This window comes from Marinobacter goseongensis (assembly GCF_023156235.1).
Taxonomy (GTDB): domain Bacteria; phylum Pseudomonadota; class Gammaproteobacteria; order Pseudomonadales; family Oleiphilaceae; genus Marinobacter; species Marinobacter goseongensis.
Genome location: NZ_JAKZAI010000024.1, coordinates 1 through 21,365, shown reverse-complemented (window position 1 = coordinate 21,365; position 21,365 = coordinate 1). Strand labels below are relative to the sequence as shown.

18 protein-coding genes are annotated in these 21,365 nt (G+C 58.6%); 11 read left to right on the top strand and 7 right to left on the bottom strand.

Annotation, left to right across the window (positions count from 1 at the left end; all coding sequences use genetic code 11):
* Positions 1-15 precede the first annotated feature (15 nt).
* The 8 genes from MLC70_RS16200 to MLC70_RS16165 all read left to right on the top strand — a co-directional run bounded on the left by MLC70_RS16200 (position 16) and on the right by MLC70_RS16165 (position 6,839).
* Positions 16-804 carry a MotA/TolQ/ExbB proton channel family protein gene (locus MLC70_RS16200; protein WP_014579009.1) on the top strand — a complete coding sequence of 263 codons (789 nt, stop codon included), beginning with the start codon at positions 16-18 and terminating at the stop codon, positions 802-804.
* Positions 791-1,186 (top strand): ExbD/TolR family protein, encoded by a 396-nt coding sequence (locus MLC70_RS16195; protein ID WP_041645911.1) that lies wholly within the window; start codon positions 791-793, stop codon positions 1,184-1,186. Before MLC70_RS16200 ends, MLC70_RS16195 begins: the two co-directional genes overlap by 14 nt.
* Positions 1,183-1,593: an ExbD/TolR family protein gene (locus MLC70_RS16190; RefSeq protein ID WP_248185394.1), complete on the top strand. Its 411-nt coding sequence runs from the start codon at positions 1,183-1,185 to the stop codon at positions 1,591-1,593. Before MLC70_RS16195 ends, MLC70_RS16190 begins: the two co-directional genes overlap by 4 nt.
* On the top strand, positions 1,590-2,312 hold the full coding sequence (locus tag MLC70_RS16185; RefSeq protein WP_248185393.1) for an energy transducer TonB: 723 nt from the start codon (positions 1,590-1,592) through the stop codon (positions 2,310-2,312). Before MLC70_RS16190 ends, MLC70_RS16185 begins: the two co-directional genes overlap by 4 nt.
* A 336-nt stretch (positions 2,313-2,648) precedes the next feature.
* Complete coding sequence (locus MLC70_RS16180; RefSeq protein WP_014579005.1) at positions 2,649-3,497, top strand: formate/nitrite transporter family protein; 849 nt, start codon at positions 2,649-2,651, stop codon at positions 3,495-3,497.
* Between the two features lie 77 nt (positions 3,498-3,574).
* The gene (locus tag MLC70_RS16175; protein WP_248185392.1) at positions 3,575-5,299 is read left to right on the top strand and encodes a bifunctional protein-serine/threonine kinase/phosphatase; all 1,725 of its coding nucleotides are present in this window, start codon (positions 3,575-3,577) and stop codon (positions 5,297-5,299) included.
* Positions 5,300-5,513: 214 nt separating this feature from the next.
* Positions 5,514-6,032 (top strand): Hcp family type VI secretion system effector, encoded by a 519-nt coding sequence (locus tag MLC70_RS16170; protein ID WP_041645909.1) that lies wholly within the window; start codon positions 5,514-5,516, stop codon positions 6,030-6,032.
* A gap of 108 nt (positions 6,033-6,140) precedes the next feature.
* Positions 6,141-6,839 (top strand): hypothetical protein, encoded by a 699-nt coding sequence (locus MLC70_RS16165; protein WP_248185391.1) that lies wholly within the window; start codon positions 6,141-6,143, stop codon positions 6,837-6,839.
* Between the two features lie 12 nt (positions 6,840-6,851).
* Here the strand turns inward: MLC70_RS16165 and MLC70_RS16160 are convergent, their stop codons facing one another.
* Positions 6,852-8,150 (bottom strand): nitrate regulatory protein, encoded by a 1,299-nt coding sequence (locus MLC70_RS16160; protein ID WP_248185390.1) that lies wholly within the window; start codon positions 8,148-8,150, stop codon positions 6,852-6,854.
* A 360-nt stretch (positions 8,151-8,510) separates the two neighbouring features.
* Here MLC70_RS16160 and nirB point away from each other — a divergent pair, with 360 nt between their 5' ends.
* Together nirB and nirD are read left to right on the top strand one after the other, a co-directional pair.
* Complete coding sequence (nirB, locus tag MLC70_RS16155; RefSeq protein WP_248185389.1) at positions 8,511-11,018, top strand: nitrite reductase large subunit NirB; 2,508 nt, start codon at positions 8,511-8,513, stop codon at positions 11,016-11,018.
* A gap of 224 nt (positions 11,019-11,242) precedes the next feature.
* Positions 11,243-11,611: a nitrite reductase small subunit NirD gene (gene nirD / locus MLC70_RS16150; RefSeq protein ID WP_248185388.1), complete on the top strand. Its 369-nt coding sequence runs from the start codon at positions 11,243-11,245 to the stop codon at positions 11,609-11,611.
* A 135-nt stretch (positions 11,612-11,746) separates the two neighbouring features.
* On the opposite strand, the gene MLC70_RS16145 is transcribed toward nirD, so the two are convergent.
* Complete coding sequence (locus MLC70_RS16145) at positions 11,747-14,917, bottom strand: efflux RND transporter permease subunit (RefSeq protein ID WP_248185387.1); 3,171 nt, start codon at positions 14,915-14,917, stop codon at positions 11,747-11,749.
* Positions 14,917-15,957: an efflux RND transporter periplasmic adaptor subunit gene (locus MLC70_RS16140; protein WP_248185386.1), complete on the bottom strand. Its 1,041-nt coding sequence runs from the start codon at positions 15,955-15,957 to the stop codon at positions 14,917-14,919. The genes MLC70_RS16145 and MLC70_RS16140 overlap by 1 nt, the downstream gene beginning before the upstream one ends.
* Before the next feature lie 224 nt (positions 15,958-16,181).
* Between MLC70_RS16140 and MLC70_RS16135 the strand changes: the two genes are divergently transcribed.
* A complete protein-coding gene (locus tag MLC70_RS16135; protein ID WP_248185385.1) occupies positions 16,182-17,549 on the top strand; it encodes a WS/DGAT/MGAT family O-acyltransferase in 1,368 nt (455 codons plus the stop codon).
* A 939-nt stretch (positions 17,550-18,488) separates the two neighbouring features.
* Here the strand turns inward: MLC70_RS16135 and MLC70_RS16130 are convergent.
* The 4 genes from MLC70_RS16130 to MLC70_RS16115 form a co-directional block, all read right to left on the bottom strand.
* Positions 18,489-19,211, bottom strand: coding sequence for a phage protease (locus tag MLC70_RS16130; RefSeq protein WP_248185384.1), 723 nt, complete (start codon positions 19,209-19,211; stop codon positions 18,489-18,491).
* Positions 19,212-19,553: 342 nt separating this feature from the next.
* Positions 19,554-20,054 (bottom strand): hypothetical protein, encoded by a 501-nt coding sequence (locus tag MLC70_RS16125; RefSeq protein WP_248185383.1) that lies wholly within the window; start codon positions 20,052-20,054, stop codon positions 19,554-19,556.
* A 248-nt stretch (positions 20,055-20,302) separates the two neighbouring features.
* Positions 20,303-20,737 carry a hypothetical protein gene (locus MLC70_RS16120; protein ID WP_248185382.1) on the bottom strand — a complete coding sequence of 145 codons (435 nt, stop codon included), beginning with the start codon at positions 20,735-20,737 and terminating at the stop codon, positions 20,303-20,305.
* Positions 20,738-20,954: 217 nt separating this feature from the next.
* The gene (locus tag MLC70_RS16115) at positions 20,955-21,269 is read right to left on the bottom strand and encodes a hypothetical protein (protein ID WP_248185381.1); all 315 of its coding nucleotides are present in this window, start codon (positions 21,267-21,269) and stop codon (positions 20,955-20,957) included.
* Positions 21,270-21,365: the final 96 nt, after the last annotated feature.

Below are 21,365 nucleotides of genomic sequence, written 5' to 3'. Positions count from 1 at the left end.
CGAGCACCTTTTCCAATGACGGACCTCACCCTGCCCCTGAACACCGGCCCGCTCACCCAACTTGTTGATATGGGAGGGCCTGTAATGGTTGTGCTCGTGGCACTTGCCGTCATCGGGCTCGTCACTTTTGTCTATCTGATGCTTCTTGGCGCCCTCTATGCGCCGCGAATGTCGGGCCGTCTTAAAAAAACCGTAATGGACTGGCAGAGCAATCCGGCTTCGGTGCGGCCTTCCGAAATACGATATCAGGCAGGCCGATTAGGCCGGTTAAATCCGCTTCAGCGCCTTGTCGCCGATACGATTGAGGCGATACACAACGGCGAGGACGACCGCAAGATCCGGGAAACGGCCGCCCGGGATGCGCAGCATTCATTGGAGCCGTTCGAAGCGCCCCTGAAGATCATCGAAGTCATTGCCGCGCTGGCTCCTCTTCTCGGCCTGCTGGGAACCGTGCTGGGCATGATGGAGGCCTTCAGCGCCATGGCGGCTACCGAAGGCCGTGCCAATGCCACCCAGCTCAGTGGCGGTATTTACGAGGCCCTGACCACCACCGCCGCGGGCCTGGTCGTGGCCATACCGTTTGCTGCACTGGCTGCATGGATCGAGTTCCGGCTGCGACGCATCCACAAGACCATCAACAGTACCCTGGTTTCGATTCTGCATATTGTGCCGGAACAGACCCTGGACGCTGATGAAGCAGACTACCAGGTTCCTGAACAGCAGCTTCACAGCGAGGCAGCCGGGGACGAGCCCGACCGCTATACAACTGCCCGGGGTCAGCGATTCGCCCATGCAACTGGTTGAACCAAGGCCTAGTCGCCCGATCCCGATACGGATCACGCCCCTGATCGACGTCGTCTTCATCCTCCTGGTGTTCTTTATGCTGACCACCCGTCTGTTGCCAGTCGACTACCTGGAACTTGCAAATAACACCTCGAGCCGCAGCCCGGTCACTGGCGATCCTCTGCCTGAGCTGACCGTGACTGCCGATGGAAAGGTGCAATGGCAGGGGCAATCCATGGCCCCCGATCAGCTTGTGAGCAAGCTTGGAGACGCCGGTATCACCGAAGTAAACCTCGCGACGACGGGTGATACGCCTCTGGGAGCCTTCACCAGGGTCCTCAGCGGCTTGACTGCGCAGAATATAGACACCCACTGGAAGCGGGCGAAACCACAGACACCATGAGCGATCTGGTTCCACCTCCCTTCACCTCCGGCAAAACCTTGATGGAACGCGTGGAAGATGCACTTCTGCCGTTGATCAATCTGGTATTTCTGCTTCTCATGTTTTTCATCGTTGCCGGCCAGTTGACCGACGACCCACTTCCGGAATTGCCCGCCACGCAGCAGGCTGAAGATCAGCAGTCGCCCCATGCGGACATGATTGTCAGCGCAGAAGGCGAGTGGAGAGTGGATGGCGAGCTGCTCGACAGGGAGTCTCTGGTTGCCAGACTGCCAACGCCTGACGAAGAGCCACCCCTGAAAATTGCCGCTTCCGAAGGAATCAGCATGGCGGATCTGGAGGCACTCTTCCGCTTGCTGGAAAAGGCCGGGTATCAGGATGTCCTGTTGTTGACGGAGCCAGCCCAATGATGCCGCAACAACCGCGCTCCCGATGGGTACTTTTGCTGCTGGCATTTGTGATCACCTTTGTTGCCCTGGTCTTCGCATCTCCGGAAAAGACGGTGGAGCTCAATACTCTGGGCGAATCCGCGGTCAACACCGCGCCCGCCATTCGCATAAAGCTGGCTGGCGAGCCCGCTCCCACGCCCGAGCCTGTGACTGCGCCGGAACCGAAGCCGCAACCTGTGCCAGAGCCAGAGCCAGGGCCAGTGCCTGACCCCGCACCTGAGCCTGAACCTGAGCCTGAGCCTGAGCCAGAACCGGTAACGCAGCCGACGCCAGAACCTGAGGTCACAGAGCAAGTTACAGAAGCAGAGACGCCGGTTGGCGATCCCGTGGAAACGGAGACCCGGGAGCAATCTCAGGCGACCGTTCCGCTTCAGAACGCTGGCGTCAGATCAGAAGTGGATAATTACCTGTCCAGGCTCAGCCGCCACCTTGCCCGGTATTATGAATATCCCCGCCGGGCAAGACGGCTCGGCCAGGAAGGCACCCCCGTGATCGTGTTCGAGTTTCGGAGGGACGGGTCCCTGGTGGCCCACAGCCTGAGAGCCAGCTCCGGATATCAGCTTCTGGACGAGTCGGCTCTGGCCATGTTGGAGCAGGCAGAGCCTCTTCCGGCCGTGCCTGATGAGATATCAGGAAAGAAATTCCGTTACGCACTGCCCGTACGATTTCGCCTCCGCTGAACCGGGCTACCGCTGCGCCAGCTTGCAGCAATCCGCAGAGGTCACGCACCGATCGAGTGCGTGACAACAGGCTTCGTGCCTGGCACGAACTCAGGCACTTCCACCTGAAATTACATACCAAGCTGATTTAATTCTGATTTTTTTGAATCGATCCAAACTGGCACAGTCTCTGCAGATCCGGACTTAACGGAACCAATGTCGGTTCTGTTCACAGCGACAGATTTATTCAGACGACGGCGTCTACTTGTACCTGCAGATTGCAGGCGGCGAGTAACGCCGTTTTTTTATGGCCAATCAAAAAGTCTGGCCACTTGATAGAAGTCAGAGGAAAACACTATGTCTTACATCGTGCCTTCGGAATTCGTCACCAAGATGGTCGACGCCGGCGAATCCAAGATCTACATGTCAACCCGGGACACTCTGATCCGGGCCTTCATGGCTGGCGCCATCCTGGCCCTGGCTGCAGCGTTTGCCATTACCGTGGCGGTCCAGACCGGGGTGTTCCTGATCGGCGCCATCCTGTTCCCGATCGGCTTTTGCATGCTCTACCTGATGGGCTTCGACCTGTTGACCGGCGTTTTCATGCTCACGCCCCTGGCTTTGCTTGATAAACGCCCCGGCGTAACCCCGGCGGCCATTCTGCGGAACTGGGGATGGGTCTTTCTTGGCAATCTGGGCGGCGCACTGACCGTAGCCTTCATGATGGCCTTTATTTTCACCTACGGTTTCAACACCGATCCGGGGGCGGTCGGTGCCAAGATCGCCAGTGTCGGAGAAGCGCGCACACTCGGTTACGCCGAATACGGAGCAGCCGGTTGGGCCACCATCTTTATCCGCGGAATGCTGTGTAACTGGATGGTTTCCATGGGCGTCGTCGGCGCCATGATTTCCACCAATGTCAGCGGCAAAGTACTGGCGATGTGGATGCCGATCATGCTGTTCTTTTTCATGGGTTTCGAGCACTCCATCGTGAACATGTTCCTGTTCCCGTCCGCCATCATCATGGGCGGCGAGTTCTCGGTGATGGACTACCTCTGGTGGAACGAGATTCCCACTGTACTGGGGAACCTTGTCGGCGGCCTGGCCTTTACCGGCCTGACGCTCTACACCACCCATGTAAGAACTGCGCCGAAGCGCAAGATTGCAACGGCCTACAACGATGCTGCCCTGGCCAGCTCCAACTAAGCAGGGTCTTCCTGCAACTCCGGCTGCCGCACCCGCCGGAGTTGCTTTTTCCTCCCGCAGGGAAATCCCAGTTTTCCATGACAACATCCTTGTCCATTTCCGTCGGCCAGCACTCGGAAGCTGGCGCAAAGCCGATGAACCAGGATTTCCACGGTCTGTTAGTGCCTACGGGGCGTCAGCTGGTTACCAAAGGCATTGCCGTTGCCATCGCCGACGGTATCAGCTCCAGCGATGTCAGTCAGATTGCCAGCGAATCCGCCGTCGCCGGGTTTCTCAACGACTACTTTTCAACCCCGGAGAGCTGGTCGGTCAAACAGTCCGCGCAACGGGTTCTGAGGGCAACCAACGCATGGCTATATGCCCAGACCCGGCAAAGCCAGTACCGCTATGACCGCGACCGGGGCTATGTCTGCACTTTGAGCGTGATGGTGCTGAAATCTGCCACGGCGCACCTGTTCCACGTGGGCGATGCGCGCATTTACCGGGTCCATCCTGAACAGCTCGAACAGGTCAGCACCGATCATCGGCTCTGGATTTCCAGGGAAGAGAGCTGCCTCACCCGTGCCATGGGCATTGGCCACCAACTGGATATTGATTATCACAGCCTGCCGGTACAAACAGGCGACACCTTCCTGCTTACCACCGATGGCATCCACGAACACCTGGATGAACGAACCATGGCCGGCATTATCCGGGAATCAACGCACGATCTGGAGGCGGCTGCCCGCCAGCTCGCCGCGGCCGCGCTGAAGCAGGGCAGTGACGATAACCTGACGGCCCAGATCATCAGGATCGAATCGACGCCACGGGCACTCGGGAACAGCGAGATGTTCAGGGAGCTGGCCGAGCTGCCGTTTGCGCCAGAACTGCAGCCGGGACAACACCTGGATGGCTACCGCATTCTGAGACAGATTCACGCCAGCAGTCGAAGCCACATCTACCTGGCGGTTGATGAGGAAACCGGAAGCAGGGTGGCGCTGAAAATGCCGTCAATGGAACAACGGCATGATCCGGTCTATCTGGAACAGTTTTCTACGGAACAGTGGATTGCCCGGCGAATCAACAGCCCCTATGTTGTTCGGCCGTATACCACCGCCCGGAAACACAGCTTTCTGTATCAGGCCACGGAGTTCGTTGACGGCTGCACACTTCGGCAATGGATGCTGGATAATCCGGCGCCGCCCCTTGAAACGGTTCACGGCCTCGTCGAGCAGATCGGTAAGGGCTTGCGGGCCTTTCACCGGCTTGAAATGGTGCACCAGGACCTGAAACCGGAAAACGTACTGGTCGATACCCATGGCACCATCACACTGATCGACTTTGGTGCCACCCGGGTTGCCGGCCTTGAGGATTCTGACATCGGCGAGCAGGCTGGCCCACGAGGGGCAGCGCTTTACACGGCTCCGGAGACTTTTCTCGGTGAGCCAGGGAGCTGGCTGTCAGATCAGTATTCCCTCGGAGTGATTACCTATCAGCTGCTCACCGGCCGGCTCCCCTACGGTCCGGAGGTGCCCAAGATTCACAGCAGGAGCCAGCTTCGAAACTTGAAATATCAACCTGCCCGACAGTTCCGGGAGACTCTGCCCGCCTGGGTCGACGATGCCATTGAAAAAGCGGTTCATCCCCAGGCCCACAGACGCTTTTCGGCACTTTCGGAATACCTCTATAACCTCCGACATCCTCCCGCCGACTGGCACAGGCGTCGTCGACCGCCATTGATGGAGCGCAATCCCGTGGCCTTCTGGCAGGGTGTTTCCGGGCTATTGCTCCTGGCCTTGCTGGCAGCCCTCGGCCTGGGCTGAAGCAGGAATTACCCGAGCAAGTTCTTGCCCCGCCAGCAATCCGTCGCCTGGCATTCGGGCGCGGGATTGCCCGGCACGCCCGGAGCATCTCCGAGAAAAAAGATAACCTACTGTTTTAAATGACATTACCTGTTCTGGCACAGGCTTTGTACCGGAAGTCAGCGTCCAGGGAACACCCGGGGACACTATTCATTCACAAGTCATGGAGCAGACTATGCCAACTCCTTGTTATATCAGCATCGAAGGCCAAACCCAGGGCAACATCACTGCAGGCGCATTCACATCCGACTCCGTCGGCAACATTTACGTGGAAGGCCACGAAGACGAAGTGCTGGTGCAGGAATTCAGCCACGTTGTTACCGTACCGACCGATCCCCAGTCCGGTCAGCCATCCGGTCAGCGCGTTCACAAGCCGTTCAAGTTCACGTCCGCCCTGAACAAGGCCACCCCGCTGATGTACAACGCCCTCGCCTCCGGCGAGATGCTGCCGAAGGTCGAACTGAAGTGGTACCGCACCTCCGTTGAGGGCAAGCAGGAGCACTTTTTCTCCACCGTCCTCGAAGATGCCACCATCATCGACATCAACTGCAACATGCCCCACTGCCAGGATGCCGGCAACGCCGACTTCACCCAGCTGGTCACCGTTTCCCTGTCCTACCGCAAGGTGACCTGGGAACACGCCGTTGCCGGTACTTCCGGTGCTGACGACTGGCGTTCGCCGATCGAGGCCTGATCCCCTCGCGCTTTCCAGTCAACGGCCGGTCTTACCGGCCGTTGTTGTTTTTACCCCAACCCCGGCAACGGGTATGATCGCAGCAGTACACCCCTTACTATGCGATCCATGGACAACAACGATATTAAGCAAATCGGCAAACTGATGTGCGCCGTCACCCGGGACTGGCTCTGGCAACCGGCAGAGCAGTGGGTCCGGGAACGCAATCCCGGCAGCGTCCTGCATTGCCGGGTTGGATCAGGCCAGGCCACCTACCACCGTTACGATTCCCGAGACCGGCAGCACCTGATCACCTACGGTGCCCGCATGATCGCCGCCAAGCACCAGCCGGAGACGGCCAGCGGCTGGCTCTCGGGCCGGGAGATCCGTAAACGTGGGTATTTTGGCGGGGAGCTGAGTACGCTGAACCTGCTGGCCCATACCTGCTGCCACGAGTTTGCCCATCTCCTGCAGCAGAGTGCCGGACAGCGATATCGGGGCTCCGTGCACAACCGCCATTTCTACACCATTCTGGATGAGTTGCACGCGAGCGGTGCCGCGCAAACTACCCGCACGGCCCTGGCAGAGAGGGCCAGGGATCAGGGCCTGGCGCTGTCCGATGCGCCCTTCGAGCCGGTAGACACAAGGCAGCAGCTGGCCAATTGGCAGGTGGGCGACGCGGTTCGCTTCGGTGCCGGTCGACGGGAGCTGCAGGGGGAAATCATCCGGGTCAATCGCAAAACCTGCACCGTTGACGGTATCGGTCCCTCGAAAGGCGTGCGCTACCGGGTACCGGTGCAGATGCTGAGCCGGTTAACCCCACGTTAACGACGCTGGCGTTTACTTCAGGACGTCCGCCATCGAAATGAGCGACCGGGCAACTTCGGGCAGTTTCCGCCCCTGATCCATGGCCAGTTTCCTGAGCAGGCGGTGGGCCTCGTCGTTACTGATTTTTCGATGCTTCATCAGCAAGAGTACGGCCTTTTCCTGAGTTTTCCGGTCTTCCAGCGCTTCCTTCGCACTCTGGAGCTCGTCCGTCATCTTCTGAAGACTGCGGGTCTGCTCCTGCACGAGCTCAAAGATTGAGCGGCCGAACTGCTGACCCATCCCTTCACTTGAAAACGCCTCACCCGTTGAGCCTTCGCTTCCGGAATTGCACAGAACCAGCAAGGGTTGACTGGCAGCCCCACCGGTATCAAGCGATGCGATCAGTGTCTCCTGATGCGCCAATGACTTTTTGGCAGCGGCAAAGCGCTCAATACATCGGGTGTGAAAGCAGCCTTCGACAGAATCCTCAATCTGTTTCAGAGCATCGATACGCTCTGTCATCAGTTTGAACCACTGATCGGCGAGCTCGGGATCGACGTCCTTGAACCGGCCCACAGAAGACGCCAGACGTCTCATTCGCTCGATCTCACCTTCACGCTCGTGGCTACTCACCTTTTGCCAGAGAGACAGGGAATCCGCATCGGCAAAACCGGCAAATACTTCAAAACAGCGTTCCTGCGCCTCAATGAGGTGCGCCATGCGCTCGGAAAGTGCACGATCGAATGCCCCGCTCGAGAAACCGGCAGAACCCACGGCCCGTTCCTGCCCACACAGCTCTTTGCCGTTCATCAGGTGGACCATCGCCACCAACAACCCGGCAATGGTGGGATCGACAGCGGTGTCGGCGGCCTCGAATACAACCGCGATCAAATTATGAATGAGACTGCTATAGTCCTCAGTGGCCGATTCGGCAGTGACTTTCCGGGCAACAACGCAACGCCTTAATTCGCCCAACCCCTCAAGGCCATGCAGGGCGCTGGCAATCTGGTTCAGCAGACGGCTACTGACAGGGTGGCCTGTCAGTTCCTCGTGGATCTCCGCCAGCGCCAGCTCAAACTCGCGTTTGAGTCGGTCCGATTCAACTGCCAGCGACTTTCGCTCCTCCTGAAACTTCTTGCCGGAGGAACCGAGAAACACATTGGAAGCACCACGCTCCCGCTGCAGCCCATGGACCAGACTACTGATGCATTGAACCAGCCTGCCCATCTGCAAAAAGTACTGGAGGCTCATCAGCTCGCACGTCTTGGACGCAATCAGATAGTCGCCTGCACCGGGAATTTCCGGAACGGTATTGCGCTTGGTATTCATCATTACACTCCCGGGCGCTTTCACCCTTACCCCCATGGGGATTCTCTGCATTTCGCAGAGACAGTGGAGCAATTACCGGGCCACACGAAACAGGCGCCAAAGCCGTGCAGTCTGCCCTGCGACAGGGCAGTTTTCGGATCAGAAATCGCCCTCGAATCCCCCGAAAATTCTCAAGACTTTGTTTTTAATGGCTTTAAAAACCTGGCACGAAGATCGCTAAGTATTTGTCAAGGACGAACGTCCCGGCCACGGATCAGGCCGGACCATCAGATCATTGTTGTTGGCATTGGCGCCGGACCATCGATTTCCCACCCTCGGGAATAGATGCTCCGGCTTTTTTGTTGTGTGGGAGGCAGAACCGGAATGAGCAAGAAAACCCTGATCGTGATCGGCAATGGCATGGTTGGCCATCACTTCCTGGAACAATTCTGCGCCAGCCCGGCCGCTGCCGATTTTGAGATCATCGTATTCGGCGAGGAAAAGCAGCTGGCCTATGATCGGGTTCACCTGTCGGAGTATTTCGGCGGCTCCACCCACGCCGATCTCGCCATGGGCACGCTGGAGTGGTACACCGAGCAGGGCATCCAGCTGCACCTGAACGAGCAGGTGACCGGCATCAACCGGGAAAATCGCACCCTGGAAACGCCCCGTGGCAGCTACCGGTACGACGAACTGGTGCTGGCCACCGGCTCCTATCCGTTTGTACCCCCCATCGAGGGCAATGATCGCCCGCACTGCCTGGTTTACCGGACCCTGGATGACCTGGATGCCATTCGCGCCAGTTCAGAAGGTGCCCGCGCAGGCGTGGTGGTCGGAGGCGGCCTGCTGGGTCTTGAAGCCGCCAATGCGCTCAAAAGCCTGGGACTGGAAGCCCACGTCGTGGAATTTGCGCCCCGGCTGATGCCGGTCCAGCTGGATGCCGATGGCGGCGCCTTACTGCGCCACAAGATTGAGGAGCTCGGTGTGCAGGTGCATACAGAGAAGGCCACTACAGCAATTACCGAGGGCGAGGACGCCCGGCTGCGAATGGACTTCAGCGACGAGTCCTTCCTAGAGACAGACCTGATCGTCTTTTCCGCCGGCATCCGGCCCCAGGATGCCCTGGCCCGGGCCAGTGGCCTGGAAATCGGCGAGCGCGGCGGGATTGTGATCAACAATCATTGCACCACCTCTGACCCCCATGTGCACGCCATCGGCGAATGTGCGCTCTGGGAACAGAAGATTTTCGGCCTGGTCGCACCCGGCTACACCATGGCCCGAACCCTCTCTGCAGCATTGAATGGCGATCGTGAACTTGCCTTCACCGGCGCAGACATGAGCACCAAGCTCAAACTGCTGGGCGTAGATGTGGGTTCCATCGGTGACGCTCATGCCCAGACCCCCGGCGCCCGCAACATCCGCTTTAACGATGAACAGGCCGGCCACTACCGGCGAATGGTAATCAGCGAGGATGGCAAGACCCTGCTGGGCGCCATCCTGGTGGGCGACAACAGTCACTACGACACCCTGCTGCAATACGCCCTCAATGGCATCACCCTGCCGGAGAATCCGGAAACGCTGATCCTGCCGGAAAGCCAGGGAGGGGCGCCGGCCCTGGGACCCGACGCTCTTCCGGAAACCGCCTCCATCTGCTCCTGCCACAACGTCACCAAGGGCGATATCTGCGGTGCCATTGATGCAGGCTGCTCCGACCTTGGCAGCGTCAAGGCCGAGACCAAAGCCAGCACCGGCTGCGGCGGTTGTACGGCGCTCCTGAAGAACGTGGTGGACAGCGAACTGGAAAAGCGCGGCGTGGAAGTCAGCAAGGATCTGTGCGAGCACTTCCCTTACAGTCGCCAAGAGCTGTTCCATATCGTGAAGGTGAACGGCATTCGCACCTTCCACACCCTGATCAGCCAGCACGGCAAAGGCCACGGCTGCGATATCTGCAAACCGGCGGTGGCCTCGATCCTGGCTACCTGCTGGAACGAGCACATCCTGGCCACGGATCACGTGCCGCTGCAGGACACCAACGACACCTTCATGGCCAACATGCAGAAGAACGGTACCTATTCCATCGTGCCAAGGATTCCCGGCGGCGAGATCACCCCTGACAAGTTGATCGTGCTGGGCGAGGTGGCCAAGGAGTACGACCTGTACACCAAGATCACCGGCGGCCAGCGGGTGGATCTATTCGGTGCCACCCTGAGCCAGCTGCCGGAGATCTGGGAGAAACTCATCGCCGCCGGGTTCGAGACCGGCCATGCCTATGGCAAGTCACTGCGTACCGTGAAGTCCTGCGTTGGCAACACCTGGTGCCGGTACGGCGTCCAGGACAGCGTGGGCATGGCGATTCGCCTTGAGGACCGCTACAAGGGCCTGCGGGCGCCCCACAAGGTAAAGATGGCGGTCTCCGGCTGTACCCGCGAATGCGCCGAAGCCCAGAGCAAGGACTTTGGTGTGATCGCCACGGAGAACGGCTGGAACCTGTATGTCTGCGGCAACGGCGGCATGCGGCCTCGCCACGCCGATCTGTTTGCCACCGACCTGTCAGACGAGGAGCTGATCCGGACCATTGACCGGGTGGTGATGTTCTATGTGCGCACCGCCGACCGGCTGCAACGCACCAGTGTCTGGATGGAAAACCTGGAGGGTGGTCTGGAGTACCTGAAGCAGGTGGTGCTTGAAGACAGCCTTGGAATTGGCGCGGAGCTGGAGGAGCACATGGAGGGGATTGTTGGGACTTACCAATGCGAGTGGAAGACGGCCGTTGAGGATCCGGAGAAGCGGAAGCGGTTCCGGGAGTTTGTGAATGCGCCTTCTCAGACGGATCCGGTGCAGGAGTGGACCGTTGAGCGGGGGCAGCGGCGGCCTGTTTTGGAGTCCGCTTAGACTGGTTGTCGAGGGGCAGAGCGCAGGGGTAGGTATCTTTCCCCTCGGGAAAAAGAACTCGCTTCGCTCAGACACCTTTTTCCTGTCGGGGAAAGATACCTACCCCCACACTCACCAGATCACGAGTTAACGCCCCGGGCAGAAAAGGCCGAAAGTTTGAAGGTCGAATTTACCAGAACGGCAAAACGATTCGGTTGATCGTAAAAACAAGATTGGAGGAATGCATGAAACCACGTACTCGTTGGGAAGCCGTCTGTACCGTTGACGACCTGGTGCCGGAATCGGGCATCGCGGTATGGACCGAAGAAGGACCGGTGGCGGTGTTTTATCTTCCGCACCGGCTGCCCGCCCTGTTTGCCATCAGCCACACGGACCCGTTCAGCGGCGCCAATGTTCTGGCCCGGGGGATTACCGGGGATCTGAAGGGGGAGCCGGTGGTCGCGTCGCCGTTGTACAAACAACATTTCAGCCTGCGGACCGGTATCTGTCTGGAAGACGATACCGTGCGGGTCAAAACCTACCCTGTCCTGCTGGACGGCAATCAGATCCGACTTGAAGTCCGAGCAAACCAACAAACATCTATCGCGGCCTGACCCCGAAACAATGCCGGCAAGAGCCGGCGCGTGGTATGGGAGGTCTTTGTGCAGGGGAAAAGATGTCTGAGCGAAGCGAGTTGCTTTTCCCCGGAAGAAAGACCTCCCATGGCGCGTGACGGCGCTACTCCCAGCTCAGACCTCGTCAGAACGGCGCAATCGCCAACGTTCGCGCCAGCCCAGAACAAAGATGGTCAGTGACGGCAGGAAGGTTACCGTTACGATGGCGGCCCCCAGCAGGCCGAACAGAACGATGGCGCCCACGCCCCGATAGAGCTCGGTGCCTTCGCCGGGCAGGAACACCAGGGGCGAGAGGCCGCAGATGGTGGTCAGGGTGGTCATGGCAATCGGGCGCAGGCGGGTCTGGACGGCGGCGGTGACGGCTTGCACCACGGTAACGCCCTTCTGACGCAGGTTCTGCCGGGCCTGGTCCACCACCAGGATCGGGTTGTTCACCACGGTTCCCATGAGAATCAGAAAGCCCAGCATGGTAATCATGTCGAAGGGTTGTCGCAGAGGCTGGAGGCCGATCATGGGCAGCAGGCCACCGACCAGGTTCATCAGGGCCAGGCCCACAATGCCACCGGCCACGCCAAGCGGTATTGCGGTCATGATCAGCAGCGGGAATCCCCAGTGCGCGAAGATGGCCACCAGCAGCAGGTAGACGATGGCAATGGCAATGATGAAATTGCCGGTCAGTGCCTCCCGGGTGGCATTCAACTGGTCGCTGGCGCCGGAGATATCCACGTTCACATTCGCGGGCAATGCGCCGCTGTCCCGCATGAACTGCAACAGTTCCGTGCGCACCCTCTCCACGCCGGCTTCGAGCGGTACGTCGTCCGGGGGAATCACATTCAGAGTCACGGTGCGGCGACCATCCACACGGCGGACCGTGCTGGTATCGACGGTTTCCTCGATGGTAGCCAGGCTGGAGAGCGGCAGGGTAGCACCCTGGGGGGTGTGCACCATGACATCCGGCAAACTGTCCAGTGACGGGTTGCGACCCTCGCTGCCGTAGACGTAGATATCGATCTTTTCGTCGTCCAGGAAGAAATCGTCGACGTAGCTGCCCTCGGTCAGGGAGGCAACGGTAAAGCCAATGCCTTCAGCGCCAAGGCCAAGTTCCGCGGCGCGATCCCAGTCAGGCATGATCTGGATCAGCGGCTGTGCCAGAGACAGCGTGGAGGGCTGGCTCTGGATGCGGGGGTTGTCGAAGATTTCCTCGGCGCGCTGATAGGCAGCGTTCGCAGCGCCGTAAACCGACACCAGATCCGGCCCGGAGATGTCCAGGTTGATGCTGCGGGTGCCGCCGTCGTTGCTGGAGATGATGGAGCCCTTGGCCGCGAAGGCGCGCATGCCCGGGAACTGCTCATAGAATCGGGTGATCTCATCCATCAGGGCTTCGATGTGCCTCGGGTTCAGGGTCTCGGCGATGATCCGGATCCTGGTGGGCGTTACCTGCATGTTGAGATAGGCCATGGGCGGCACGCCGGTTTCGCCCGCGGCGTAGGCCTGGCCGTCCGCGTTCACGTGGGGCAGGAAGTAGTCTTCCACCTGGCGGGCAATGGCTTCCATCTCCTGCAGGTTGTAACCCGGCGGCGCCGACATGGCGGCAAAGGTCTTGGGCTCCTCGCCTTCCGGCAGGTATTCGGCGGGCGGGGTCAGCACAAAAATCACCCACAGGCTGAAGCCGACGGTGGCTGCCATCACCAGAAGCCGGCGCACCGTGCCATTCACCAGCCATCGCACCGCCCCCATGGCGGCCCCGCTCCAGCGACCCGAGGTTTCGTTGCCGTATTCATCGGTGGTCACGCCCCGGCGGCCGAAATCCAGCCGGGCGCAGAGGGTGGGTATGATGGTGATTGCCACCAACATGGAGGCGAGAATGGCAGCAGAGATGGCAATGGCTACGTCGGAATACAGCTGGCCCGCCTCTTCCTCGATAAACAGGATCGGCAGGAACACCAGGATGGTTGTGGTGGTGGACGCCAGCACCGCCGGCCAGACTTCACGCACGCCCTTGAGGGCCGATTCGAAACGGTCCAGCCCCAAACGCCGGTGTCGCTCGATGTTCTCCAGCACCACGATGCTGTTGTCCACCGTCATGCCGATGGCAAAGGCGATACCGGCCAGAGAGATCACGTTGATGGTGCGGCCGGTGATCAGCAGTCCGATAAACGCGGCTATGGCACACAGCGGTATGCCCACCACCCCGGCAAACGTGGCCCGGCCGGACCTCAGAAACAGGAACATCACCAGGGTTGCGAAGGCGGCGCCAATCCCCAGGTTGGTCCAGACATTGGCCACCGAGGCTTCCACGTAACGGGCATCGTCTGCGGTCAGGCCCAGCGTCATGCCCGCCGGCTCCAGCACCTCCTGGTTGATGGCGGCCACTTCGTCCATCATCGCGCGCTTGATATCAATGACGTTGGAGCCGCTTTCACGGCGCACCTGCAGGCCAATCACCCGCTGTCCGTTGATAAAGGACAGCTCCCGGATCCGGGAATGGCCCTGCTGAACCCGGGCCACCTCACCAAGGCGCACCACGCTGTCACCCTGCCGGCGTACCACCAGCTGTTCCAGGGATTCAACGTCGTCAAAGCGCCCGACCGTGCGCAACAGATACCGGCGCTTGCCAGAGTCGATCTCGCCGCCGGAAATGTCCTGGTTACGGGCCACGATTGCGTTGCGCAGATCCACCAGGCTCAGGCCGCGCTGGGCCAGGGCGGATTCGTCCACAATGATCTGCATCTGCCGGTCGGCGCCACCGCCAACGGTAACCTCGGAAACCCCCGGCACACTCTCCATCCTTGGCCGGACGCGATCCTCGATGAAATCGCGCATAAGCTCGATGTCCAGCTCGCGGGGATTGCCCTCCAGGGTAGCGACACGGAAATACATGAACGCATTGGATGAGAAAGATGCCGCCACTATGCGCGGCTCATCGACGTTTCTCGGGTAATCAGGGACCTGGCTCAGGGCATTGTTGATCTGGATAAGGGTCTCGGTGATATTCACCCCGAACGGGAACTCCAGCTCGATCTCTGCCGCTCCGCTGGATGCGGTGGAAGTCATCCGGCTCAGGTTCGGAACATTGCGCAGGAACCGTTCCTGCTCAATCAGTATGTCCTTCTCAATGTCCTGGGGCGTCGCACCCGGCCAGCTGGTTTCAACGGTGACGGTACGCACTTCCAGGTCCGGAATCATCTGAACCGGAATCCGGAGCGCCGCTGCGGTTCCAAGAATGGCAACGATCAGGGCGATAACGGTAACCAGAGTGCCATGACGGATAATGCCGGCGAACATCAGCGGCTCTCCCGTTCGGCAATGCGCACGCTGATACCCTCGCTCAGGGACTCATTACCACGAACCACGACACGCTGGCCGGTCTCAAGACCGCTGATTATCTCAACCCGCCCCTCAAAACCTGTGCCGAGACGCACCCGCTTTTCCTGAACGGTCCAGGTCTCTTCATCCGCCGGCTCGGCGATCCATACCGTGGTCCGTCCTTCGGGATAACGGTTGATGGCGTCGCGGGAAACCGTCAAGCCTCGCTCCCCGGTGGTGACCCGCAGTACCGCCTGCACCGCCATGCCGGGAAGCAGCTTCAGGGTGTCCGGTTTTATCGCTCGGAGAAGAAAGGTTCTGGACTGGGGGTCGTTGATCGGCACCAGGACATCGATGGTGGCCTGGCTCAGTTCCTCGTCGTTCTGCACCAACAGCCGGCTGTTGTCGTCGATGCGCTTGAAAAAGGCCTGGGGCACCTGGAAATCCAGTCGCAGGTTTTCGGTATCCACCAGCGTCAGCAGCTGGTCACCCGGGGTTACCCATTCCCCGAGATCCCGAAAGCGCTCGCTGACCACGCCATCGAAGGGCGCGGTCACACGGTGACGGCCAGCCATGACTTCAACCTGCTGCCGGGCAGCTTCCAGGCGGGCCAGGGTGGCTTCATTGGCGGCAACCGCACTCTCCCGGGCACTGACTTCCGTTGCTGCAATATTACGGCCCGCACCCACAGACCTGGCCTCGCGCAGTCTCCGCCGGGCTTCCTCCAACCGGCTTCGGGCCTCCTCAGCCTCGGCCCTGGCGGCCGCCAGCTCCCAGGTCACCATTTCATCATCCAGCGAAACCAGCACATCACCCCGGGAAACCCGATCACCGGTTTCCACCCGAACCTCATCCAGGAGGCCGGCTACCGCCGCGGACATGCCTGAGACACGAAGGGCGTTTACCGTCCCGTTCAGGGTGACTTCCTGAACAATGTCCTCGGAAGACACTGTCTCCAACTGGACGCCGGGTAAATCCTGAGCCGCGGCGAACAGAGGAAACAGACTGCAGACAGACAATAAGACCCCGTGCAGGGTCCTGATAGCATTACCCACGTCCTTTTCTCCATGAATCAGTGCGATGGATGCAATTGCTAACTTTAAAGTATGACCTACGATGAAAACGTCCGTCCGGACCTCGGACCGCGTTTGGCCCGACCAATGAAGTCAATGCATACCGGGGTCAATTCCGTTCCAATCCATCTGCGCTACTATTGTCACAATACTGACAACAAGGATGCCCTGTGAAACCTCTCAGCCCCACGGATCAGCTTTTTCTCTGGCTGGAAAAACGGCAGCAGCCCATGCACGTGGGCGGCCTTCAACTGTTCTCTTTTCCCGAAGGCGCTCCGGATGATTACGTTGCCCAGCTGGCGGACCGGTTAAGGCAACACACAAAGGTGACGCCACCTTTCAACCAGCGACTGGACTACCGTTTCGGTCAGCCGGTATGGGTAGAGGATGAGCACCTGGATCTGGAGCATCACTTCCGGTTCGAAGCGCTACCGACCCCGGGACGGGTAAGAGAGCTGTTGTCGTTTGTCTCGGCGGAACACTCCCACCTGATGGATCGGGAACGACCGCTGTGGGAATTTCATTTGATCGAAGGGCTGGGAGAGCGGCAGTTTGCCGTGTACATCAAGGTACACCATGCTCTGGTAGACGGTGTTTCGGCCATGCGGATGGTTACCCGGATGCTGTGTCAGGATACCGGAGAGCGGGATATGCCGCCGATCTGGGCCATGCCACCACGCCCGGAGCGTGAGAAGGATGATGGCGGCCCTTCGCTGTGGCGAAGCATTGGCCACCTGCTGGGTGAATCCGGCAAACAACTGGGCACCTTGCCCACCGTCGCCCGGGAACTGCTGCGAACCATCAATAACGCCCGCAAAGACCCCGCGTACTCCTCCATATTCCACGCGCCCCGCAGCATTCTTAACCAGAAGATCACCGGCTCCCGACGCTTCGCCGCACAGTCCTATGACCTCAGCCGGATAAAGGCAGTGTGTAAAATCTACGGAACCACGGTGAATGATGTGGTGATGGCCATGTGCGCCACAGCACTGCGCAGCTACCTGATGAACCAGGACGCCCTGCCGGAAAAACCGCTGATCGCCATGGTGCCGGTGTCCCTGCGCAAGGATGACAGCTCCGGCGGAAACCAGGTGGGCGTTATCCTCGCCTCGCTACACACCGACGTCACCAGCCCGGTTACCCGGCTGATGCAGATCCACGAGGATGTTAAGGCGGCCAAAGACCGCTACGCCCATATGTCTGCGGAAGAAATCATCAACTACACCGCCCTGACCCTGGCGCCGGCGGCGTTCCATCTGCTTACCGGCATGGCACCGAAATGGCAGACCTTCAACGTGGTCATTTCCAACGTCCCCGGGCCCCGGGAGACCTGCTACTGGAACGGCGCCATGATGGACGGCATGTACCCGGTCTCCATCGCCATGGACCGCCTGGCCCTGAACATGACCCTGACCAGCTACGGCGACCAGGTGGAGTTCGGCCTCATCGGCTGCCGCCGCACGCTACCCAGCCTGCAGCGGATGCTCGACTACCTGGAAGAGGCCCTGGTCGAACTGGAGGCCGCGGCCGGCCTGTGATCCGATCGGTCAGCCGAAGCGGCGCTCTTCGTTGCGGATGGAGATCTGGTTGTTCAGGGTCCAGTGTAGGGCGACACGCTAAATTCGACCAAGCTTCACGATAAATAGAATTACGGTTTTTGCGTCTGTTAAAACCCCGTTTGCGATAAACATCCCGGTTAACCTTCCTTTAAATGTTCCAAACATCCTGTGAGGCGGCATTCATTCACAGCATGGGGTCTTACAATTGCGAACCACTTTTCCAGAACCCTACCCGCATTGGGCCCTTGACGTCCGCACCACTTCGAAAATGGCCGCCTTGTTGCCTTTCAACGACCAGGACATCATGCGTTGGAAACGCGTCTGGTATTGCGGTTGCTCGCAAGCCTGACCCGCTCAGCCAGGTTTGCGTGAAGAATGTTGCAGACAACGGTCGCACAAACCGCGTGAAGCTGCCCCGGTCATCCATCCTTCAAACTTGCAACCCAAAAGCGCCAGTCTGACTCGTCTGGGAAAGATCCAATTCCAAACAAACAGGCGTGTTTGGAGGCCCCAGCCTAGCGGAACTTCTTCCAACCGGTTGCCTTTAAAGTCTGTGATATGAAAGTCCAACTTCTTTTTCACTCCTCCCCCCCCGTCAGTTGCTACAGCTCCCGTATTTCCTGCTGGAGCTTGTCTTTCATCTGCTGCATTTTCCGTATTGAGCCGACAGTATTTCGCGCCACAATCTGCGGCTCCTTGATCTTTTGGACGGCACGACCGCTTTAGTCGGCAACTTCCAACGATCGGTGAGTTAATGTACTCTTTAATCTCCGGTGTTCTTTAGTGGCTGCACCCGAAGTCTAGAGAACAACAGCCGGCCTTTCGTGCAGGAAAGGCAAGGGCCTTCTAAATTAATTAGTCGAGGCGAAGAAGTAGCCGCCGCGCGATAACGCGCAGAAGGTCTCACAGACTGCTGTCTTATTGCATCTTGGCTCTCAGAAACTCGTCGGGGGTGTAACCCATCGCACGGCAAACTGCCAACTCTTCACTGGTGAGCCGTGCCGAGGCAGGGCCTGCCGAACCATGCAGCTCGCTACATGCAGCACTCGTCGCCTGCTTTTGTTTGGCCCTCAAAAACTCGACCGGATCGGTTCCCAGTGCGCGGCATACAGCCCGTTCTTCTTCCGTGAGCCTTTCACCTCTTCTGTATGAACCAGCTCTACTGGTCCACTGCGCAGATCGCGCCGCCGCCACATCAGCAATACCGTCAATCGCCGGGTTGTTGGTTACCGCCACCATCAAAAGCTCCGTTACAGCGCCGTTTTTATCGTATTTGAAAACCGGGGACAGATACCGATACTCATCGCCCTCAATCATCGCGGTTGCCCGCGCAGTCCATTCGACATCTACGGCGTAAAGTCCATCACCCTCGCGCCATTCTAACCGCTCAAACCAGCCAGCAGCGGGCGCGGGATTGCCTGAGGTTTCAGCATAGAGCGTCTGGTGTTCGTAATCGATTACAAACGGAGTGTGTCGTTGTCCAGACAACGCTATCAGCTCACGGGCGGAAGCGGCATCCACGCGCCAGCCTGCAATGCCAGTTGGGCGACCATCTCGGGCACGAAACACGCCAGCCGGGAACAGCTGGATATCGTTAGAAGGCGTTCGGAGACTGGCAGTTAATGCAGCAATACTGGTCATACTACTTCTCTCTCACACCTGGTCTGCATAGCGTTATCTTCTCCGTAAATTTTCACATTGTGCCATTTGCTCAATCTCCAGCTTGCCAGGCTTGATGAACTGGTAGAGGCGAGCAAAGCAAACGACACATCTGGTTAAGTGGGCCATGGAATCAACCCCTGCCTTGCTCAAGAAGAGACTGGACTTAGGGTTAAAGGACGGCCTCGCAATTTCACAGACAGCCTTGCCTGGAATAACTGTGCTAACATCCAGTTAAGCGCGTTCAGAATGGCCGCATACGATGTTTCTGAACGTGGCGCTGGTCCCTGATGCGGCGGGGGCAGAGCGTCCCTTCTGCTCTGGTTATGCGCGTGCGGACTGATCGATTGCCTCTGAGCGCCCTCTGATCTTTCTCATCCGGAAGCGAAGCGATAGCCGCCTGGAGCGCTCTTTCAAAACTCTGACGACTTGGCAACGCGGGATCTTGAAGGCGTGAGCCAGTTGGCCGTATGTCCAGCCCTCTGCGCGAAGCGCAACAATGGCCCGCCTGCGATACAAATGCCGACGCAACGCCAATAGTTGGGCCAGGTCCAGGGCGTTTTTTTGGAGCAGCTCAGTAGCAACCTGTGCGTCTTCCGGCTGAAGGGTCTCCCAAAGCTGCGCTACTTCCACGTTGCTCTCAGCTGAGGAAAGTCTCGAATCCATTAAGGCGTCAGCAATTCGCAAAGCTGAATCCGGAGACTCAGCAAACAAGGAGCGAAAGTCTTCATTTGCGACAGCCCAGATTTCGTCATCTGAAATCAATCCGTCGGTCCATGCCGTTGCCAGCTCCCGGCCTCTGAACTTGTCTGCTGAACACGTCATGATTACCTCGTTTTCGATAAATGCCTGTTGGGAACATAAGCACTGCGGATCGGCGGGGTATGCGGCTCACTGATTCCCCAGGCGGCAAGACTGGTTTAGTGGGCAACTTCTAACGGTAGAAGATTTAATGTAGTCTCAGGTTTCCGGTGTTCTTTAGTGGCTGCACCCGAAGTCTAAGGAAACACCCGCCGGCCTCTCGTGCAGGAGAGGCAAGGGCCTCAAGTTCACCCATCCGCTAAGAATCGTGGCTATGCCTGTTCTTCTCGGTGTTTTTTTAGAATTTTCAGGATTTGACGGTCAGTGAGCTGGAACAGCTCCGCAAGTTCGTTTAGCTTCCACCCGTCTCGCCTGAGTGCTGCAATTCTGCGTCTGCGAAGCGTGTGTTTTAGGGAAAAAAGAGTTGGAACTTTGATCCGACACCCTCGATAAATGCTGCACAATACTTCAACGTCGGATTCATCAACCATTGACCGCAAGCTACTTTTTCTGCTTTTCGTCATGGGTGCCCAAACGTCGCGCCCTCCAGCCACCATAACAAGCCTGATTGCTGTTTCAGGCGAGACTTCAATCAGTGCCCCAAAATCCGGGCCTACTGATTTCATCAGCTCATCAAAAGAAAAAGCCCCCTCTCGGTAGGCTTTAAGTAGATCGATTTCTGTCGATTGTTCACGTCGGCCAGACATGGCGTGCACTCTCTTTTCCGCGAAACTTTTCGCTAGGAAAACATGAACTGGAGCAACGGCAGGACGCGAAGGGATTCGGTATGAGAACCTGAAGAGATTGATTATCGGACTAACTGAGATGGGATCTGTTTGAGAAAATCTTACAAGGAGTGGGCTGTGTTCGTAAATGTGGCCCTCCGAAGGGAGAGCCACGCTTTACACTTGCGACACTTCGAGATTATGGAACGCTGGCGACCATCTCACTCAAAAGTGCATCGGCAAGCTGAGGCTTTTGAGCACCTTCCATATCACCATATTTCTCGGCAATCGGGTCTGCGTAGCCGTTCCGAGGGCTTCCCGACGCAGCAGTCTTTGCGGCGATAATCATTTCCAGCTGTTCCAGTTGCTCAGCCGTCAGCGTGAAGGCGTCGAGCATTTCGAGCCGCTTTAATTCAAACATCCGGCGTTTCGCGGTTTGAAGATGGTCTTGGTGTACCGCACGGCGCATGTTCCAGGATTTTAGATCTTCGTCCAAATTATCACGCAGTTGCACAGCATCTTTGAAAGCCTGCTGTCAATGGCCATTTATTTTGACCCACCTTTGGCCAATAAAATTGACCCACCTTTCATAGTCTAGTTCGTGGTTTTC

What these genes read in the sequence shown, in the direction of transcription:
- MLC70_RS16130 (WP_248185384.1), bottom strand. Translation starts at nt 19,211, where the DNA reads ATGACCAGTATTGCTGCATTAACTGCCAGTCTCCGAACGCCTTCTAAC.
- nirD (WP_248185388.1), top strand. Translation starts at nt 11,243, where the DNA reads ATGAAACCACGTACTCGTTGGGAAGCCGTCTGTACCGTTGACGACCTG.
- MLC70_RS16180 (WP_014579005.1), top strand. Translation starts at nt 2,649, where the DNA reads ATGTCTTACATCGTGCCTTCGGAATTCGTCACCAAGATGGTCGACGCC.
- MLC70_RS16170 (WP_041645909.1), top strand. Translation starts at nt 5,514, where the DNA reads ATGCCAACTCCTTGTTATATCAGCATCGAAGGCCAAACCCAGGGCAAC.
- MLC70_RS16145 (WP_248185387.1), bottom strand. Translation starts at nt 14,917, where the DNA reads ATGTTCGCCGGCATTATCCGTCATGGCACTCTGGTTACCGTTATCGCC.
- MLC70_RS16160 (WP_248185390.1), bottom strand. Translation starts at nt 8,150, where the DNA reads ATGATGAATACCAAGCGCAATACCGTTCCGGAAATTCCCGGTGCAGGC.
- nirB (WP_248185389.1), top strand. Translation starts at nt 8,511, where the DNA reads ATGAGCAAGAAAACCCTGATCGTGATCGGCAATGGCATGGTTGGCCAT.
- MLC70_RS16200 (WP_014579009.1), top strand. Translation starts at nt 16, where the DNA reads ATGACGGACCTCACCCTGCCCCTGAACACCGGCCCGCTCACCCAACTT.
- MLC70_RS16190 (WP_248185394.1), top strand. Translation starts at nt 1,183, where the DNA reads ATGAGCGATCTGGTTCCACCTCCCTTCACCTCCGGCAAAACCTTGATG.
- MLC70_RS16165 (WP_248185391.1), top strand. Translation starts at nt 6,141, where the DNA reads ATGGACAACAACGATATTAAGCAAATCGGCAAACTGATGTGCGCCGTC.
- MLC70_RS16120 (WP_248185382.1), bottom strand. Translation starts at nt 20,737, where the DNA reads ATGTCTGGCCGACGTGAACAATCGACAGAAATCGATCTACTTAAAGCC.
- MLC70_RS16175 (WP_248185392.1), top strand. Translation starts at nt 3,575, where the DNA reads ATGACAACATCCTTGTCCATTTCCGTCGGCCAGCACTCGGAAGCTGGC.
- MLC70_RS16195 (WP_041645911.1), top strand. Translation starts at nt 791, where the DNA reads ATGCAACTGGTTGAACCAAGGCCTAGTCGCCCGATCCCGATACGGATC.
- MLC70_RS16185 (WP_248185393.1), top strand. Translation starts at nt 1,590, where the DNA reads ATGATGCCGCAACAACCGCGCTCCCGATGGGTACTTTTGCTGCTGGCA.
- MLC70_RS16125 (WP_248185383.1), bottom strand. Translation starts at nt 20,054, where the DNA reads ATGACGTGTTCAGCAGACAAGTTCAGAGGCCGGGAGCTGGCAACGGCA.